The sequence below is a fragment of the Rhizobium sp. P40RR-XXII genome (assembly GCF_012641405.1).
In the GTDB taxonomy this organism is placed as follows: Bacteria; Pseudomonadota; Alphaproteobacteria; order Rhizobiales; family Rhizobiaceae; genus Rhizobium.
Genome location: NZ_JABAII010000022.1, coordinates 52657 through 68119, shown reverse-complemented (window position 1 = coordinate 68119; position 15463 = coordinate 52657). Strand labels below are relative to the sequence as shown.

The window sequence follows — 15463 nt, the reverse complement described above, 5'->3', positions numbered from 1 at the left end:
GAGTCAGGACCGGCTTATCGTCGTCGGAAGCTTCCGGTCCCTCTCAGCCGGCAAGCGGAACTGATTCAGGAGCCACCCTTTGGCGGGCTTCCAAGGCAGAGCCCACGCGTGAGGTGGGGACGAGCTTCGATGGCGAACCCCGTGCTTAGTTCGAACTGAGATCACCTCATGTTCGAGCTGGGTAAAACTGGCAATAACGCCGAGCACGAACCGGCCCTCGGGAGCCTCGAAATCGGCGGAAGTTCCCCGCCCGTTCAGCACGCGGACATGAACCCCGCGCTCCGTCAAAAATTCCACCGTCGATATCAAATGCACGCTCTTCCGGCTCAAGCGGTCCAGCCGCCAAACGACAAACCGATCTCCGCTCCGACATTTGCGGATCGCTTTCTCCAATCCACGCCGCCTTGCGATAGTGCCCTTGGCTCTATCGGCATAAACGGTGTCGCAGTTCGCACCCCTCAACGCTTCGAGTTGGAGGGCAAGATTTTGCCTCCTGGTTGAAACGCGGGCATAGCCAACGCATAGCGAGTTCGAAAGGCCGACAGCCCGGCCCCATATCCTGTTCAAGCGGAGAACAAAACACTTTCCCATAGGGAAATCATGATTTGCTGTGCTGCAGAATCAATAGTGACTACAGACGCATTCCGGCAGAAAAAATGGCCGCAGATTGGACACTGAAGAGTGTAAAAATTTGTCCTGTCCGAAGGATTCACAGCCTTACCGATCCGCCGTACTATGTCAGCGAGCAGACAGGCGGAGAATTTTCGCGATGGAAGAAGGTAAGCGCCGGAAGACAAAACGCAAGAAGAAGGGAGCTATTCCCCTCGATATGGCCATGTTGCACCTCTCCGGCCTCGATTGGATGGAGGCGATGCAGTACATCAACGAGCGCGACGGCTGCAATTTGAACAAGCACGAAATACTGATTTTGGCGAGCGGTCTCGAATACTCCTATGAGTGCGAACTGGTCAAAGCCGTCCGGCAAGGACTGCTTTATGTTTGATGGCGGCAATTTTGGACGAAGCGATCTGGTAGGGGGTTGTCATGACCGCCGCCGAGTTTGAGCGGGTCGAGGCCCTGATATTGAACATCATAGGGTTCAATCAACTGGCCGAAGATCATTGGCCGGACAAGACGCCGCTGCAACAACTCACCTACGACGCGCAGGTTTATGCTTGCGGGGTTGCCCTTGCCACACTGCTTTGCCGCGTGAAACTCAAGGTAGACGAGGAACCCGAATGATTACCAGACCTACGGCCCTGATCGGCATGGCGGCAATCGCATCAATCGGGATTCCGGCCAGCTCGCCCGCCGTGCCCGCGCCGATCCTGCACCCGTTGCCAAACGGCATGACACCGGAGTTTTTCCGCGAGCTGGCGGCGGATCGACGTGCAGGCCTTCGGGACAGGGCGTTGACGGCCTTTCAGCGCGACCGCTTCGCCCTCGATGCCGAGATATTCGGACGCATGGCCTCGCAGCTCGAACCGTTCGATGATCTGGAAACGGAATTATGGGCACGAGACCGCGATATTATCGCCCGTCACGGCTTTCCACTATGACAGGCCGCAACCGCCTTAAGCGTGGCCCATGGGTCTTTTCGTAATGATAGATAATTGGACGCTCCGGCAGCGGCAAAAACTGAACGAGTATCGCGCCGAGCTGGCGACCGTGCCGCACTGGACATGGCGGGCCGAGTATTTGCGCCGCATGGTGTTATGGACGGAAGAGGCCATAGCCGTACATCTGGAATGGAAGGCCGCAAGCGCCTCAAATGTGATCGAGCTGGCCCACTACCGCCGATAAATCCTGCTACCTGTCTTTTCTTCGTAAGAGCAGATCCGGGCGATGCTATGGCTTGAGATGCCCGGCCCCCAGGAAAACGCTGCCACTAAAACGCGGCGAGTTGTTTAGTTTGCCCGCAACCATAAGAAACGTTCAAGACTTGATTTTAAGCTGGGGAATCTAATCGCTTAATAGTAGATAACGACTGGTTCGGGCTCGATACGGAGATTTTCGACCGCATGACTTCCAGCTTGAACCGTTCCAAACCCTACAGGCTGAATGATTCCGGCGGAATCAGGCGCTATGGTAGGACGTGTTCCTGCATGGCGTCTTGGCGCTTGAGGGACCGGCTGAGTGTCCAGTGCTTGACGCCCATCTCCCGTGCTACGCTGGCCGTGCTTTTGCCGCTGGCTGCAATGCGCTTGCGGGCGGCTTCCATGCCTTCTTTGGTACGTTGGGACAGCGTCCGCCGCTCGAATTCCGCCAAGGCGGACAGCATGGTGTAGACGAAAATCCCCGCCGGCGTGGAAGTGTCGATGCTCAAATTGGCGATCTGGAAATGCACGCCCCGCGCCCGCAGTTTTTCGGCTTCGGTCAGCGCATCGACCACCGAGCGAAACGCCCTGTCCAGATCCCACACCACCAGCATATCGCCGGACTTCAGCCGTTTCAGCACCTTGTCGTAAACCGGCCTTCGGGCGCTGCAAGCCGACAGGGTTTCGATGTGAAGCTCGTCACAGAGGTTTTTCAGGCCCTCGACTTGGCGGTCATGGCGCTGATCAGGGGTGGAAACACGGATGTATGCTATCTTTTTCATGCACTTTCAGTGGGTTAGGGGATAATTTGGGCTCACACAATCGTCCCCTATCGCTTCGGGCATATCGGCGTCCCACGCCGCAAGTCTGCCCCACCTCAAAACCTTATTTTCTATAACATATTACCAGAATCCAGTGCCGTTATACAATTCTAAACAAAACGGGACGGTTTTGAGAGAGTTTAAAAAGCTGAATATTTCCGTTGTACTTGCCGGACAATTGCTTGTTGTCATGGCCGGAAGCGCGAGCGTTACCGCCACGCCAGCGGCAGCGGCCAACGACTTCACCGCCGCGAAAGTCATGAACGAGATGAAGCCTGAAGAACGCGCAGCCTATTTTGCGGGCGTGGTCGAAGGGCTTGCCATCGCCCGCTATATGAAGGACGGCAAGCAGAACGCGGGCATGAATTGCATCTATTCTTGGTACTACGAGGATAAGAAGACCTTGCCAGCGCTCTATGAAGCTTTCGACAAGTATCCCTCGTATCCGCCGGGATCGATCATGGACGTGCTTGTCAAAAAGAAATGCGGTGAATGATGGAGACAGTCCTTCCCAGAGCATGGCAGGAGGAATTCCAGCGGGCGGCCATCGGTCGGCGCGAGGACATGCTGGATCGGGAAAAGACAATCCGTTTCAATCTGCAAGAACGTGACAAACGTGACGAGCGCGAAAAGCTGGAAAAGCAGGAGCGCGAGGATTTAGAGACGTGGACCGAGACCGTTCTTGCGACGACAGAACAGGTCGCCGCGTTCAGGGTCCAACTGGACAGCTATGACGCCAAGACCGTTGACGCCCTGATGGACAATCGGGAAGCGATGGAAGCCGTGCGGCATAAGATGGACGACATGCTGGATAGAGCTGAAGTGCTGCCCGATGGCCGCAGGGTCTTCAAAACGATGGACGGCAAACGCGTGTTCGATGAGCACGGTCAGGAGCTTGCGCCCGAAGTTATCGAAGCATCCAGCATCGATGACAAAAAGCCGAAATGGGAAACGTACAAGGATTCGATGGATGAAAATACGCGCCTGACCTATGAACGTGAGCAACTCATTGAATACCAAACCAAGCTGGATAAGGCCCGCGCCCGCCTCGACAAGGGCGACATCACGGCCAAGGAGACGGATTCGATCAAGGCCGATCTGTCGAAAACCATGCCGGACGCCGTGCGCGAGAAGCTCGGCCTTGAAAAATCGAAGCCGGACGCGAAACCGGAAGCCAGCGCACCGGCCTTGCCCGATGACATGGACAATCTCATGCGCAAAACGGGGTTTGCTCCCGTCGCCTCTGTTCCATAGGGCTGTCCCCTCTAAAATCTCTACAATTAACAGATCGATTTTAGCCTGGCTCAATGGCCATGTTCATCGATGATGATGGCGGATGCGGCCTGATCGCCGAAATCACGCCTTGCCTCTATGATCGCATCGCGGATTTTGCGAACCGTCCAGTAACTTGCCCACAGCATGGTTTTTTCGTGGATATAAGTTCCCATCTGCAAGGACGCGACGGAATATCCGGCCGTAAGAGGGGCGCAGGCGACCGCAGCCATCGTGAGCTGTTCATCCAAGTACAAGAGGTCGCCGAACCGCCACGCGAAGAGCAGGATACCGAGCCCGAGGGCCAGCGATAGATAAAGCGGTTCGCGCCCGATCCGAATTGACGTGATCGGCGCAAGCGCCTGATCCTTATGTTTCGTGCGCAAATATCTGCCGGTTATGACAATGCCGCTGCGATCACGATAGTAAATGGTGCTGACGTTCATGATAGACCTCTTCGTTATGTCGCAGGCCCGCATTGACCCGACTTCGCCAATCCAGCGGCGATCTGCGGCAATGTCTCTATTGCGGCGGGTCGATAGGCTCGGAGGCTCATGACATGCAGGAGCATCGGAAACCGGGCCTCATCAAAGGCCGTTGCAACGGCGCATCCGCAGACTGTGCTGGTGTCTATATCGTTCGACGCCGCTAAGTCCGGAAACTCGGGCACCGTGAGATCTTCAACCAGATCGTCCATGGTGTTCTTGAACGGCATATCCGCGAAACCTTCCGTCAGGCGGCGGTAGATATCGACCGCCGCCTTTTGCTTGTTGTATTCCCGGCGCATGGCGCGATTGTCACTGGCGAGCCCGTTCTGCACTATGGCCTCGCATTGGGGGATAACCGTCTTTGCGGCCATGCGGTGCTCGACCAGAGGTTGGAACCATAAAGCGCACGCAATACCGTAGAGGACGATGCCGCCCAGCAGCGACGGGGGGCAGATTTTGGCGATGAGTTCGTACACGATGCGGCTCCTATCGAAAACGACAATAAGTTGTAAGGAGGGTTTGGGCGGCGTCCGCCGTCAGACCTCCTAGTCGCTTAACGGCACGCCGCGCTCAAAAGAAATCCGTCTTTATTTCGCTAATTGCACTGTATCTGCAGTTTCAGGACGGCGTTTCTTCGGACAAATTCGAAGCTGAAGCGCTGAAATTGCTGCAAAAACAGACGACAATTTCACAATCGGTTTTGCGCGAAATACAATCCAATCATCAGAAAAACATTGGCAACAAAAGCGCAGGACCACCCAAGCCAAAATTCGCAAAAGATGCGGCGCCTGTGAAAAGCAAATCTGACCGTCGGAAACAAGTTCAGAAGATTCGGAGAAAGGAGCTGATTGACCATCGAAAGGCTTTCAATCCGAAAACGGTGAAGTAAAGCCCGACCAACAGCTATGCCGATCGGGCTGTGAGACAGCTTCAATGTCTCTCCGGGTATAGCGCTCCCGGTGCTTCTCGACGGGAAGGAACGGCCACGCACAAACCCCGACCTACTCGAGCGATTGCCCGCTTTCTCGATTGGAGCCCTCCTCAAAGCTCCAAGCCAAGATATAGCTTGCATTCTTTCCGACGCTGCTTGGTAATGTTCCGTTATCGCAAACAGGAGGAATCGATGGCCAAGGGTCAAGCTAAAAGCAATAAAGAGGTCCGCAAACCCAAGAAGGACAAGGCCGCTCCTGCTGCTGCGCCTACTCTTGGTACCAAGGCGGTCGAGTCTAGTAAGCAGAAAAAGCCATGAACTTTCGCCTTCCCGATATCGCTTCGGGGAGGCTGAAGTTCATGAGCCAAGCGAGCTTCCGGTGGGCCTCCAACTGCGCGCGACGCATCTTTTGGATTTTGACGTGTGCGTTCACGCTGCCGCCGTTCCGATGGATTTGAGGGCATCGAGAAGATGGTGTTTCTCTATGTAGCCAAGGTCGTTCTCGTAGGAGTTCGCGACCCAGGGGGCCTTTAGCCTCACAGTCAAAGAAGAGGCTGCTCTGAATAAGCCTGCCTGTTTTCCGCGTATCGATAATCTAATCCATCCTCCGCATTCCCCCAACTTCATGCTAGCCTCAAATCTTCCGCCAACCACGTCGATTCGGCCATGACCAGACAGCGCCGCCGCCGCCTTATCAAGACCCGCCGCACGGTGACGGGGTTTCTGCTCGTAGCCTCGATCGCCTTTCTGGCTGGGATGACCGATGCCGTCGGCCTGATGCTGACGGGCAATTTCGTGTCCTTCATGACCGGCAATACGACGCGGGCGGCGATTGCGCTGGGGACGGGCGAGTTCGGCCATGCGGCGGTGCTGTTTTCGGCCATCCTGACATTCATTCTCGGCAATGCGCTCGGGATCGTCATTGCCCATGCGGCAGACCGGCGGGCTTTCGTGGTGCTTGCCTGCGTCAGCATTCTTCTCGCCATGGCGGCGGGCTTTGCGGAGCCGTCGCTGGTTCTGGTGCAGTTCTATCTGGTGGTGCTGGCCATGGGCATGGTCAATGCCACGGTCGAGCATATCGAAGGCCTGCCGATCGGCCTCACCTATGTCACCGGCGCGCTCTCGCGCTTCGGTCGCGGTCTCGGCCGTTTCCTGCTGGGGGATCGGGATTTTCTCTGGACAGTGCAGATCGTGCCCTGGAGCGGCATGATCTCAGGCGCCATCATCGGCGCGCTTTTGGCCGGCGCCTTTGGTGCGCACGCGCTCTGGCTGGTGTCGATGGTCGCCCTCGTCCTGGCGCTGTCGACCCTTTTTATCCCCCGCCCGCTGCAGCGCCGCTTCAATCAGCGGTTCATTATTTCGGCATCGATGGTGCGGCGAGCGAAATAGCCACATTGCAGTGCACAAAAATCTGCTAGGGAAAAAACGAATCGTTTTGCCGACAAGCGTAAGGATATGCCGTGTTCGTTTTTTCGAAACTTGTCTGGATTTTTGGTCAGCCGCTCTCGCTGGCGTTTCTTTTCATCCTGGTGACCTTCATCGCCGCTCTCCTGCGCTGGCGCGCCACCGTGATTGCCTCGTCGCTGCTGTCGGTGCTGATCCTGTTCGTCTCGCTTTATACGACGGCCGGCGCCTATGTCGTTCAGGGGCTGGAAGAACGCTTTCCGCGCGCCGCCGCCGATCCGGCGGATCTGAAATGCATGATCGTTCTCGGCGGCGCCACGCAGAATGAGGTGACGACGGAGCGCGGTGGCTACGAATTCGATTCGGCCGGCGATCGCCTCGTCGAAGCGCTGCGTCTGGCGCAGAAATACCCACAGACGCGCATCGTGATCTCGGGCGGCGATGGCTCGATCGGCGGCACCTATGAGGGCGATGCCGTCATCTCCGAGCGCTTCTTCACCGCGCTCGGTATTCCCAAAGACCGCATGGTTGAGGACAAGACCTCGCGCACCACCTTCGAGAATGCGGTCAATACGAAGGAGCTGCTGGCGCAGAACGGGCTTTCGAATTGCCTGCTGATCACCTCCGGCTTCCATATGCCCCGCTCGATGGGCATCTTCCGCAAGCAAGGCATCGATGTCGTGCCCTGGCCGGTCGACTATCGCAGCACCGGCAAGGAAAGCCTCGGCCTCGATTTCACCCAGCCGTCGCGCAATGCGCAGCTCCTGGCGACGGGCCTGCGCGAATGGGTCGGCCTGGTCGGCTATTACGCCGTCGGCCGCACGTCGGCGCTCTATCCCGGGCCGTAACTATATGCCCGGGCCGTAAAGCCTATTTTTTTGAGATGGTGACGAATTTGACGCCCCGCACCCGGACGGTGATCTCGCAGCGGTCCTCGCCATCACCGCGGTCGCAGAAGCGCGGATGCATCTTCATGACCAGCACCATATTGCCGAAGCGCTGGATGAAATCATAGCCGTAGATCTGCGCAGTAGCGACGAGCAGGTAACCGCCCTCGGCCACCTGGACGTAGAAGTTATAGGGGCAGCCCTCGTCCGTGCAGTAGGGGCCTTTTTCGCCTTTGCAGGTGATTTCGCCCTCGTTGACGACGATATCCATCAACTTGTCGTTGTTGATGTCCTGCTGGGTCGCGAACTTGTCGCCGAAGCTCACCTGGCCGTCGCAGCTCTTGGTGAAGTGATCCTTCTCGAATGCCACGGGATCCTGCAGGATCGATTGCTGCGCCTCGGCCACGGCGGGCATGATCACGAATGCAATGAGATTGAAGATCACGATCAGCAGGGATTTCAAGGGGGATTCCTCTTCGAAGCGCCGTCGCAGCCACGGTGGTCGCCGCAGCTGCTGCGACATCTTTGCACCTGCCGGCTTGCGCGGCCCTTGCCGTCGTGATTCATTTCGAGAAAATCGCCGGCGCCTCGTTGGAGTTTTCGATGTCGCTTCTCTCGTTTCTGGACTATGCCGGCGTCGCTCTTTTTGCCGCAACCGGCGCGCTCGCGGCCTCGCGCAAACAGCTCGATCTGATCGGCTTCTTGTTTCTGGCGGCCGTGACCGGCATTGGCGGCGGCACGCTGCGCGATATCGTCCTGGGAAGGGTGCCCGTGTTCTGGGTGCTGAATCCGACCTATATCATCATCTGCGCCGTGGTCGGCGTCCTGGTCTTCTTCACCGCGCATCTGTTCGAATCGCGCTATCGGCTGCTCATCTGGCTCGATGCGGTGGGGCTGTCAGCCTATTGTGTGATGGGGGCGGCCAAGGGCATGGCGGCGACGGGTTCGCCCACGGTTGCCATCGTCACCGGCGCGCTGACGGCAACGTTCGGCGGCATCCTGCGTGATCTCCTGGCAAACGAGCCTTCAGTGCTGCTGCGTCCGGAAATCTATGTGACCGCTTCGCTCGTCGGCGCAGGTGTCTTCACCGCCGCCAATGCGACGATGTTGCCGCTTTATGCCTCGGCGGGGTTAGGCGTGATCGCCGCCTTTGCGGTGCGCGGCGGCGCGCTCTGGTTCGGCTGGACCTTCCCGACCTATCGCCACAAGCCTGGCCGGCATCCGGATGATGTGATGTAGATGGGAGGCAATCGGAGTTACGCAGTAGGCAATAGCAAATTGCTGGAAGACAATTCTATTGCCTATTGCCTATTGCCTATTGCCTATTGCCTATTGCCTATTGCCTATTGCCCATGCTTGCGGCGCAGGCGGATCACCACGTCGACATGGGCGATTTCCATGCCCTTCGGCGGTTCCGGCAGGTTGTCGATCGTCAGATTGCTGATCGGGATATCCAGCACCTCGTTGTGGCCTTCCACGAAAAAGTGATGGTGATCGGAAACGTTGGTGTCGAAATAGGTCTTGGTGCTTTCGACAGCCAACACGCGGATCAGGCCGGCCTCGGTGAACTGATGCAGCGTGTTGTAGACGGTTGCGAGCGAAACCGGGACGCCGGCGGCAACGGCTTCCTCGTGAAGCTCCTCCACGGTCAGATGGCGGTCGCCCTTGGCGAAGAGAAGATCCCCCAGCGCGATCCGCTGTCGGGTCGGCCTCAGGCCGACAGTGCGCAGCCTGGTTTCGATCGCGATTTCGGCTTCTTCCGCCATTCAGGGACTCCGGATTCCTGATTTCTATAATTCTTTACTAAACCATATAACTTTTGCCTTGATTGCTTTCAATAGTTTCAATGGGGTGGGAAGGTGCTCAAAAGCCGGAAAAATCGGGCTTTTGCCGCATTTGGCACTGGTAGCGGCTCTGGCGTTCCTGTATGCGACCACCACATAAGAGCTAGTGCGTTCGATCGGACGGGTGAATGAGAGTGTGATGGTTGCGCTTCATTTTCTATCGATCTTGCACTAAAGCTTCACATCCATCGGCATTCATGCGGGGGAAACGGAATTTTATGACGACGAGACAATCCAGCTTCAATTACGAGGAAATCCTGGCCTGCGGCCGCGGCGAGCTGTTCGGCCCCGGCAACGCACAGCTTCCCCTGCCGCCGATGCTGATGGTCCACCGCATTACTGAAATTTCCGAGACCGGTGGTGCTTTCGACAAGGGCTTCATCCGCGCCGAATACGACGTGCGTCCCGACGACTGGTATTTCCCTTGCCATTTTGCCGGCAACCCGATCATGCCGGGCTGCCTCGGCCTCGACGGCATGTGGCAGTTGACCGGCTTCTTCCTCGGCTGGCTCGGTGAGCCCGGCCGCGGCATGGCGCTTTCGACAGGGGAAGTGAAGTTCAAGGGCATGGTTCGCCCGGAAACGAAGCTTCTCGAATACGGCATCGACTTCAAGCGCGTCATGCGCGGCCGCCTGGTCCTCGGCACCGCTGACGGCTGGCTGAAGGCCGACGGCGAGGTCATCTATCAGGCGATGGATCTGCGCGTGGGCCTGTCGAAGGACAAGGTCGCCTGAACCGCGGCGCCGCCGCCTCCACAAAGACAGACGTTTTAGAAAAGGTCATCGACATGAGACGGGTAGTTGTTACGGGTCTGGGTATTGTCTCTTCGATTGGAAACAATGCTCAAGAAGTGACCGCCTCGCTGCGCGAAGCCAAATCCGGCATTTCTTTCTCTCCCGATTTCGCCGAGCACGGTTTCAAGTGCCAGGTATGGGGTTCGCCGAAGATCGATACGACCGATCTGGTGGATCGCCGCGCCATGCGCTTCCTGTCGCAGGGTGGCGCTTGGAACCACGTCGCCATGAAGCAGGCGATCGCCGACAGCGGTCTTGAGGAAGGCGACATCACCAACGAGCGCACCGGCATCATCATGGGCTCCGGCGGCCCGTCGACCCGTACGCTGATAGAAGCCGCCGACATCACCCGCAAGAACAACAGCCCGAAGCGCATCGGTCCGTTTGCCGTGCCGAAGTCGATGTCGTCGACCGCGTCTGCAACGCTTGCGACCTGGTTCAAGATCCACGGCGTCAACTACTCCATCTCGTCGGCATGCTCGACCTCGGCGCACTGCATCGGCAACGCCGCCGAGATGATCCAGTGGGGCAAGCAGGATGTGATGTTCGCCGGCGGCCACGAGGATCTCGATTGGACCATGTCCAACCTCTTCGACGCCATGGGCGCCATGTCGTCCGACTTCAACGACAACCATCCGGAAACTGCTTCGCGCGCCTATGATGCCAAGCGTGATGGCTTCGTCATCGCCGGTGGCGCCGGCGTGCTGGTTCTGGAAGAGCTTGAGCATGCGAAGGCGCGCGGCGCCAAGATCTATGCCGAAATCGTCGGCTATGGTGCCACCTCGGACGGCTACGACATGGTCGCACCGTCGGGCGAGGGTGCCGTGCGCTGCATGCGCCAGGCGCTTGCCACGGTGAAGGGCGATATCGATTACGTCAACACCCATGGCACCTCGACGCCGGTGGGCGACAGCAAGGAAATCGGCGCGATTCGCGAAGTCTTCGGCGACAAGATCCCGCCGATCCAGTCGACTAAGTCGCTGACGGGCCATTCGCTCGGCGCGGCAGGCGTTCAGGAATCGATCTATTCGATCCTGATGATGCAGGAACGTTTCATCGGGGAAAGCGCCCATATCGCCGAACTCGATCCGGAATTCGAAGGCGTGCCGATCGTGCGCAAGCGCATCGACAACGCGAAGTTCGATATCGCTCTTTCGAATTCCTTCGGCTTCGGCGGCACCAACGCCACGCTCGTGTTCCAGCGCTACAACGGATAAGGCAATGACGGGAATCATGCAGGGTAAGCGCGGCCTCATCATGGGCGTCGCAAACAATCACTCGATTGCCTGGGGTATTTCAAAGGCGCTTGCGGCCGAAGGCGCGGAACTGGCTTTCACCTTTCAGGGCGAGGCGCTCGGCAAACGCGTCAAGCCGCTCGCAGCCGAAGTCGGCTCGGATTTCCTGCTGCCTTGCGATGTCGAGGATCTGGCCTCCGTTGATGCCGTCTTCGACGCGATCAAGGAGCGCTGGGGCAAGCTGGACTTCATCGTCCATGCCATCGGCTTTTCCGACAAGAACGAACTGAAGGGTCTTTATGCCAACACCACGCGGGACAATTTCACCCGCACGATGGTGATTTCTTGCTTCTCCTTCACGGAGATCGCCAAGCGCGCCGCCGATCTGATGACGGAAGGCGGTAGCATGCTGACGCTGACCTATAACGGCTCGACGCGGGTCATCCCGAACTACAACGTCATGGGCGTCGCCAAGGCCGCGCTCGAGGCGTCCGTTCGCTATCTCGCCGCCGATTACGGCCCGCGCGGCATACGCGTCAATGCCATTTCCGCCGGCCCGATCCGCACGCTGGCTGGCGCCGGCATTTCCGATGCCCGCGCCATCCTGTCGTGGAACCAGCGCAACGCGCCGCTGCGCAAGTCTGTTACCATCGATCAGGTCGGCTCGTCGTCGCTCTATCTCCTGTCGGATCTGGCAGCGGGGGTCACCGGCGAAGTCCACTTTGTCGATGCCGGCTACAACATCACCTCGATGCCGACGCTGGAAACGCTGTCGAGCGCGGACGCCGAGTAAGCGCACTGATCTGAATCATCCTCTCGGCCCTTGGTCGGGAGGACCATACTTCCGGATATCCTTCCAGAGGATTCCCGATGATATCAAACGACGCAAAACCTCTCGCATCGACCAAACGCCTGATCCTCCGCCGCTTCATGCCCGAGGATTTCGAAGCCTATAGCGCCTACCGCTCCCTGCCGGAGATCTACCGTTTCCTGTATCGCGATCCGCCTTCACCGGAGGCACTGCGAGAGCGTTTCGATGCCCGTTTGCATTCGCAGTTCCTGGAAGACGGCGATACGCTTCTATGCGCCGTCATTCGGCGGGAGGATGGTGCTTTGGTGGGAGATGTCAGCCTAACATTCAGAAGCAAAGCCGCTTTGCAGGCCGAGATCGGCTATACCTCCAACCCGGTCTATGCCAGGAAGGGATATACCACCGAGGCGACGGAAGCCATGATTACCCTCGGCTTCGAAAAATTCGGCCTTCACCGGATTTTCGCGCGGTTGGATGCGAAGAACGCCGGCTCAGTCGGTGTCGTCGAACGGCTTGGTCTCCGCCGTGAGGCGCTTTTGATCGAAAACGATCGCTTCAATGGCGTCTGGGGCGATGAATGTGTCTATGCCGTGCTGAGCCGCGAATGGGCAGCAAGAGCGCCGAATCGGGCGCGTTAACCGGCGCTGGATAAGATTTTACGAAAATTTTAGGTTAATTCTATCTTGCCGGGGATGGCCCGTTACCGCTGGCCGGAATTCCGATACAAGGCAGGCAATCAACAGTATTTCCTGCATGTCCATCGGCATTCACTAGAGCCGGATGTCGTCCGAAAGCCGATCACACCTTTCGGCATCATGCTCTAGCCATTTACGGGAACCCCAGCCGTGAACATCATAACTGTTGCTAGCCCCAAGCCGCTCGATTCGCTGGACGAGGCGGCACCGCTCGAATCCGCTGCCACCCTAAGGGCATTGGGGCCGGATCTGCTGCGCGCGCTTGCCATTCTCCTCGTCATGCTCGCGCATCTGCCGGCGGATGCGACACCGCTGCCGCTCGCCGGCATCAGGCCCTATGGCTGGATCGGCGTCGACATCTTCTTCGTACTCAGCGGTTATCTCATCGGGCACCAGCTGATGACGGAAGCCGCGCGCCGCCATGGCGTCGACTTCAAGGCTTTCTATCTGCGCCGGGCGTTCCGCATCTTGCCGGCCTTTCTGCTGGTGCTTGCAGTCTATACGTTTGTCCCATCCCTGCGCGATGCGCCGGCGATGCAGCCCGCCTGGCGGTTCCTGACATTCACGGTCAATTTCGGGCTTGATCCTCGTCTGGGCAGCGCATTCACCGAAGCCTGGTCGCTGAGTGTCGAGGAGCATTTCTATCTCGCTCTGCCGGTTCTCGTCGTCTTGCTCAAGCGGCGAGCGACAGCGGGCTTCATAGCCCTTCTGGTGGCGACGATCGTGATCGCCGGTATGGGGCTGCGGTTTGCGCTCTGGCAGAGCCATGTCGGCCCGATTACCGAAATGCAGGCCTACAGGGAAGCGTTCGCCGTCTATCTTAGAGAGATTTATTATCCGACTTACAACCGGCTGGACGGGCTCACCTTCGGCGTCGTTCTGGCGGCGATCCGGCTGTTCAAGCCGTTGCTATGGGAAAGGTATATGCCACCCTACATCACGCTTGGCATTGGCGGCATGCTCATGATGGCGGCGGCGGTGATCTTTTCCGTCCGCGGGCCGCTCGCCGAAACCAATCTGCCGCTCGTGTTCCAGCCTCTTCCAGGCGCAGTCGTCGGCTTTCCGCTGTTCTCGGCGGGCGTGGCGTTCATTCTCGGCGCATTGCTGGATCTGCAGCCGAGGATCGGGCGCTGGCACTTGCCGGCCACATCAGGCATCGCAACGCTCGCCTACAGCCTCTACCTCACGCACAAGGGCGTCTACCATCTCGATCAGATGGTCTTCGGCAAGGACAATCTTCAGGGGCTTTCGGGCTTCGTCATCTACCTCGCCACCTGCTTCATCGTGGCGGCAACGCTCTGGTTTCTCGTCGAAAGAAACTTCCTGATCCTGCGGGATCATCTGGTGCCGCGCTTACGTCGTGCCGACGAAGCTTGACCCATAAGAAAGGCGGCCGATTGGCCGCCTTTGTCGCTTATTTCTTTGCCCAGAGCACTTTGTAGCGGGCATTGCGGCAGGTCTCGCCGAATTCCTTGAAATTCTCCGCCAGCACCGGCTCGTAGGGCAGGCCGCGATTGGCAACCAGCATCAGCCGGCCGCCGCCACGCAGCGCCGAAGCCGCCGTCTTGATCATCGCCTGGCCAAGCGAAGGCTCGGCGGCATGGCCCTCGTGGAAGGGCGGGTTCATGATGATCAGGTCGTACTTGTCCTTGACCGGTTCGCTCGCCAGATCGTGCCAGAAGAAGCGCTGGGAGACTTTCGGGCAATGCGACAGCAGGTTGGCGCGCGCGGCCTCCAGAGCGCCGTAATGGGCCTCGTAGAGGTCGATGCGCTCGATCCTCGGCGATTTGGTTGCGAGCTCGACGGAGAGGTAGCCCCAGCCGGCGCCGAAATCGGCGGCATCGCCGGCAAAATCGGTCGGCAGGCGCGAGGCGAGCAGTTCGGAGCCGGCATCTACACGGTCATGGGAGAACATGCCGGGCGCCGTGGTAAAAGTGTCGTCAACGAGCGTTGCCGGCTTTGCGAGCTGTGCCGTCAACACCTTGATGTCGGTAGGGCGCGCAAACCAAAAGGCGACGCCGTGATATTTCGGCATATGCTCGACCTCGAGACCGAAGGCTTCGATGCGCTTGCGCAGCGGCTGGATGCCGTCTTCCTTGCCGCCGGCAACGAGGATGAGGCCGCCTTCCCTAACGCGCGCCAGCGCTTGGGCGATGTGATCCTCGTTCTCACCCTTGTGCTTGCCGCAGAGCACCAGCGCGCCGTCATAGCCTTCGCCTTCGATCTCCGGCGTCACGTTGATCCGCTGTGCCTGCAGCTGACGATAGAAGGGACGGAAGCCCTGAACGGCCGAAAGCTCGGCCGCGAAGCCTTCCGGCAGCGCAAAGCCTGCCTCGGCGCCGAGAAACAGGATTCGCTCACCCTCTCCGGGCGCGTCGACAGTACCGGAGGCAAAGGGATGGAACAGGGTCTTCAGGGCATCGCGGCTCATGGGCGTGGTCTCGTTATTGTTTCGTTGGTCGGG

At 58.6% G+C, this 15463-nt stretch carries 22 protein-coding genes; 15 read left to right on the top strand and 7 right to left on the bottom strand.

The genetic code is table 11. The annotated features are described in order from the left end of the window. Positions 1-3 precede the first annotated feature (3 nt). Positions 4-591, bottom strand: a complete 588-nt coding sequence (locus HGP16_RS34815; RefSeq protein WP_168843466.1) for a recombinase family protein — start codon at positions 589-591, stop codon at positions 4-6. A 178-nt stretch (positions 592-769) separates the two neighbouring features. Between HGP16_RS34815 and HGP16_RS29275 the strand changes: the two genes are divergently transcribed. Genes HGP16_RS29275 through HGP16_RS29260 form a run of 4 tightly spaced genes read left to right on the top strand, consistent with a single transcriptional unit; the run spans position 770 to position 1803 of the window. Continuing rightward, positions 770-1003 carry a hypothetical protein gene (locus HGP16_RS29275; RefSeq protein WP_168843465.1) on the top strand — a complete coding sequence of 78 codons (234 nt, stop codon included), beginning with the start codon at positions 770-772 and terminating at the stop codon, positions 1001-1003. A 41-nt stretch (positions 1004-1044) separates the two neighbouring features. After that, entirely contained in the window at positions 1045-1242 is a 198-nt protein-coding gene (locus HGP16_RS29270) for a hypothetical protein (protein WP_168843464.1), read from the top strand. After that, positions 1239-1559 carry a hypothetical protein gene (locus HGP16_RS29265; protein WP_168843463.1) on the top strand — a complete coding sequence of 107 codons (321 nt, stop codon included), beginning with the start codon at positions 1239-1241 and terminating at the stop codon, positions 1557-1559. Before HGP16_RS29270 ends, HGP16_RS29265 begins: the two co-directional genes overlap by 4 nt. A 28-nt stretch (positions 1560-1587) precedes the next feature. After that, positions 1588-1803 carry a hypothetical protein gene (locus tag HGP16_RS29260; protein ID WP_168843462.1) on the top strand — a complete coding sequence of 72 codons (216 nt, stop codon included), beginning with the start codon at positions 1588-1590 and terminating at the stop codon, positions 1801-1803. 280 nt (positions 1804-2083) lie between these two features. Here the strand turns inward: HGP16_RS29260 and HGP16_RS29255 are convergent, their stop codons facing one another. Further along, positions 2084-2599 carry a recombinase family protein gene (locus tag HGP16_RS29255; protein WP_168843461.1) on the bottom strand — a complete coding sequence of 172 codons (516 nt, stop codon included), beginning with the start codon at positions 2597-2599 and terminating at the stop codon, positions 2084-2086. A 133-nt stretch (positions 2600-2732) separates the two neighbouring features. On the opposite strand from HGP16_RS29255, the gene HGP16_RS29250 reads away from it, so the two are divergent. Together HGP16_RS29250 and HGP16_RS29245 are read left to right on the top strand one after the other, a co-directional pair. Next, complete coding sequence (locus HGP16_RS29250; protein ID WP_168843460.1) at positions 2733-3134, top strand: hypothetical protein; 402 nt, start codon at positions 2733-2735, stop codon at positions 3132-3134. 68 nt (positions 3135-3202) lie between these two features. Then, positions 3203-3892: a hypothetical protein gene (locus HGP16_RS29245; RefSeq protein WP_168843459.1), complete on the top strand. Its 690-nt coding sequence runs from the start codon at positions 3203-3205 to the stop codon at positions 3890-3892. Positions 3893-3942: 50 nt separating this feature from the next. On the opposite strand, the gene HGP16_RS29240 is transcribed toward HGP16_RS29245, so the two are convergent. Together HGP16_RS29240 and HGP16_RS29235 are read right to left on the bottom strand one after the other, a co-directional pair. After that, positions 3943-4389, bottom strand: coding sequence for a hypothetical protein (locus HGP16_RS29240; RefSeq protein WP_205927585.1), 447 nt, complete (start codon positions 4387-4389; stop codon positions 3943-3945). Further along, positions 4371-4874 carry a hypothetical protein gene (locus HGP16_RS29235; protein WP_168843457.1) on the bottom strand — a complete coding sequence of 168 codons (504 nt, stop codon included), beginning with the start codon at positions 4872-4874 and terminating at the stop codon, positions 4371-4373. Before HGP16_RS29235 ends, HGP16_RS29240 begins: the two co-directional genes overlap by 19 nt. A 647-nt stretch (positions 4875-5521) precedes the next feature. On the opposite strand from HGP16_RS29235, the gene HGP16_RS34475 reads away from it, so the two are divergent. The 3 genes from HGP16_RS34475 to HGP16_RS29225 all read left to right on the top strand — a co-directional run bounded on the left by HGP16_RS34475 (position 5522) and on the right by HGP16_RS29225 (position 7581). Next, a complete protein-coding gene (locus tag HGP16_RS34475; protein WP_281408275.1) occupies positions 5522-5647 on the top strand; it encodes a hypothetical protein in 126 nt (41 codons plus the stop codon). Between the two features lie 348 nt (positions 5648-5995). Further along, positions 5996-6718, top strand: coding sequence for a YoaK family protein (locus HGP16_RS29230; RefSeq protein ID WP_168843456.1), 723 nt, complete (start codon positions 5996-5998; stop codon positions 6716-6718). A 71-nt stretch (positions 6719-6789) separates the two neighbouring features. Then, the gene (locus HGP16_RS29225; RefSeq protein ID WP_168843455.1) at positions 6790-7581 is read left to right on the top strand and encodes a YdcF family protein; all 792 of its coding nucleotides are present in this window, start codon (positions 6790-6792) and stop codon (positions 7579-7581) included. Positions 7582-7603: 22 nt separating this feature from the next. Here the strand turns inward: HGP16_RS29225 and HGP16_RS29220 are convergent, their stop codons facing one another. Then, complete coding sequence (locus HGP16_RS29220) at positions 7604-8083, bottom strand: hypothetical protein (RefSeq protein ID WP_168843454.1); 480 nt, start codon at positions 8081-8083, stop codon at positions 7604-7606. Between the two features lie 140 nt (positions 8084-8223). On the opposite strand from HGP16_RS29220, the gene HGP16_RS29215 reads away from it, so the two are divergent. Then, positions 8224-8859, top strand: coding sequence for a trimeric intracellular cation channel family protein (locus tag HGP16_RS29215; protein ID WP_168843453.1), 636 nt, complete (start codon positions 8224-8226; stop codon positions 8857-8859). Positions 8860-8963: 104 nt separating this feature from the next. On the opposite strand, the gene irrA is transcribed toward HGP16_RS29215, so the two are convergent. Continuing rightward, on the bottom strand, positions 8964-9386 hold the full coding sequence (gene irrA / locus HGP16_RS29210; RefSeq protein WP_168843452.1) for an iron response transcriptional regulator IrrA: 423 nt from the start codon (positions 9384-9386) through the stop codon (positions 8964-8966). A 296-nt stretch (positions 9387-9682) separates the two neighbouring features. On the opposite strand from irrA, the gene fabA reads away from it, so the two are divergent. The 5 genes from fabA to HGP16_RS29185 all read left to right on the top strand — a co-directional run bounded on the left by fabA (position 9683) and on the right by HGP16_RS29185 (position 14376). Then, the gene (gene fabA, locus HGP16_RS29205) at positions 9683-10198 is read left to right on the top strand and encodes a 3-hydroxyacyl-[acyl-carrier-protein] dehydratase FabA (protein ID WP_168843451.1); all 516 of its coding nucleotides are present in this window, start codon (positions 9683-9685) and stop codon (positions 10196-10198) included. Between the two features lie 53 nt (positions 10199-10251). After that, positions 10252-11475, top strand: a complete 1224-nt coding sequence (gene fabB, locus HGP16_RS29200) for a beta-ketoacyl-ACP synthase I (protein WP_168843450.1) — start codon at positions 10252-10254, stop codon at positions 11473-11475. A 4-nt stretch (positions 11476-11479) separates the two neighbouring features. After that, positions 11480-12286: an enoyl-ACP reductase FabI gene (fabI, locus tag HGP16_RS29195; protein ID WP_168843449.1), complete on the top strand. Its 807-nt coding sequence runs from the start codon at positions 11480-11482 to the stop codon at positions 12284-12286. A 77-nt stretch (positions 12287-12363) separates the two neighbouring features. Continuing rightward, positions 12364-12942 (top strand): GNAT family N-acetyltransferase, encoded by a 579-nt coding sequence (locus tag HGP16_RS29190; protein WP_168843448.1) that lies wholly within the window; start codon positions 12364-12366, stop codon positions 12940-12942. Between the two features lie 207 nt (positions 12943-13149). Beyond that, positions 13150-14376: an acyltransferase gene (locus HGP16_RS29185; protein ID WP_168843447.1), complete on the top strand. Its 1227-nt coding sequence runs from the start codon at positions 13150-13152 to the stop codon at positions 14374-14376. 37 nt (positions 14377-14413) lie between these two features. Here HGP16_RS29185 and HGP16_RS29180 read toward each other — a convergent pair whose 3' ends face one another. Further along, positions 14414-15430, bottom strand: a complete 1017-nt coding sequence (locus tag HGP16_RS29180) for a class I SAM-dependent methyltransferase (RefSeq protein WP_168843446.1) — start codon at positions 15428-15430, stop codon at positions 14414-14416. Positions 15431-15463 lie beyond the last annotated feature (33 nt).

Coding starts and splice junctions, on each gene's coding strand:
- HGP16_RS34815 (WP_168843466.1), bottom strand. CDS start 591: ATGGGAAAGTGTTTTGTTCTCCGCTTGAACAGGATATGGGGCCGGGCT.
- HGP16_RS29275 (WP_168843465.1), top strand. CDS start 770: ATGGAAGAAGGTAAGCGCCGGAAGACAAAACGCAAGAAGAAGGGAGCT.
- HGP16_RS29270 (WP_168843464.1), top strand. CDS start 1,045: ATGACCGCCGCCGAGTTTGAGCGGGTCGAGGCCCTGATATTGAACATC.
- HGP16_RS29265 (WP_168843463.1), top strand. CDS start 1,239: ATGATTACCAGACCTACGGCCCTGATCGGCATGGCGGCAATCGCATCA.
- HGP16_RS29260 (WP_168843462.1), top strand. CDS start 1,588: ATGGGTCTTTTCGTAATGATAGATAATTGGACGCTCCGGCAGCGGCAA.
- HGP16_RS29255 (WP_168843461.1), bottom strand. CDS start 2,599: ATGAAAAAGATAGCATACATCCGTGTTTCCACCCCTGATCAGCGCCAT.
- HGP16_RS29245 (WP_168843459.1), top strand. CDS start 3,203: ATGCTGGATCGGGAAAAGACAATCCGTTTCAATCTGCAAGAACGTGAC.
- HGP16_RS29240 (WP_205927585.1), bottom strand. CDS start 4,389: ATGCGGGCCTGCGACATAACGAAGAGGTCTATCATGAACGTCAGCACC.
- HGP16_RS34475 (WP_281408275.1), top strand. CDS start 5,522: ATGGCCAAGGGTCAAGCTAAAAGCAATAAAGAGGTCCGCAAACCCAAG.
- HGP16_RS29230 (WP_168843456.1), top strand. CDS start 5,996: ATGACCAGACAGCGCCGCCGCCGCCTTATCAAGACCCGCCGCACGGTG.
- HGP16_RS29215 (WP_168843453.1), top strand. CDS start 8,224: ATGTCGCTTCTCTCGTTTCTGGACTATGCCGGCGTCGCTCTTTTTGCC.
- irrA (WP_168843452.1), bottom strand. CDS start 9,386: ATGGCGGAAGAAGCCGAAATCGCGATCGAAACCAGGCTGCGCACTGTC.
- fabA (WP_168843451.1), top strand. CDS start 9,683: ATGACGACGAGACAATCCAGCTTCAATTACGAGGAAATCCTGGCCTGC.
- fabB (WP_168843450.1), top strand. CDS start 10,252: ATGAGACGGGTAGTTGTTACGGGTCTGGGTATTGTCTCTTCGATTGGA.
- fabI (WP_168843449.1), top strand. CDS start 11,480: ATGACGGGAATCATGCAGGGTAAGCGCGGCCTCATCATGGGCGTCGCA.
- HGP16_RS29190 (WP_168843448.1), top strand. CDS start 12,364: ATGATATCAAACGACGCAAAACCTCTCGCATCGACCAAACGCCTGATC.
- HGP16_RS29180 (WP_168843446.1), bottom strand. CDS start 15,430: ATGAGCCGCGATGCCCTGAAGACCCTGTTCCATCCCTTTGCCTCCGGT.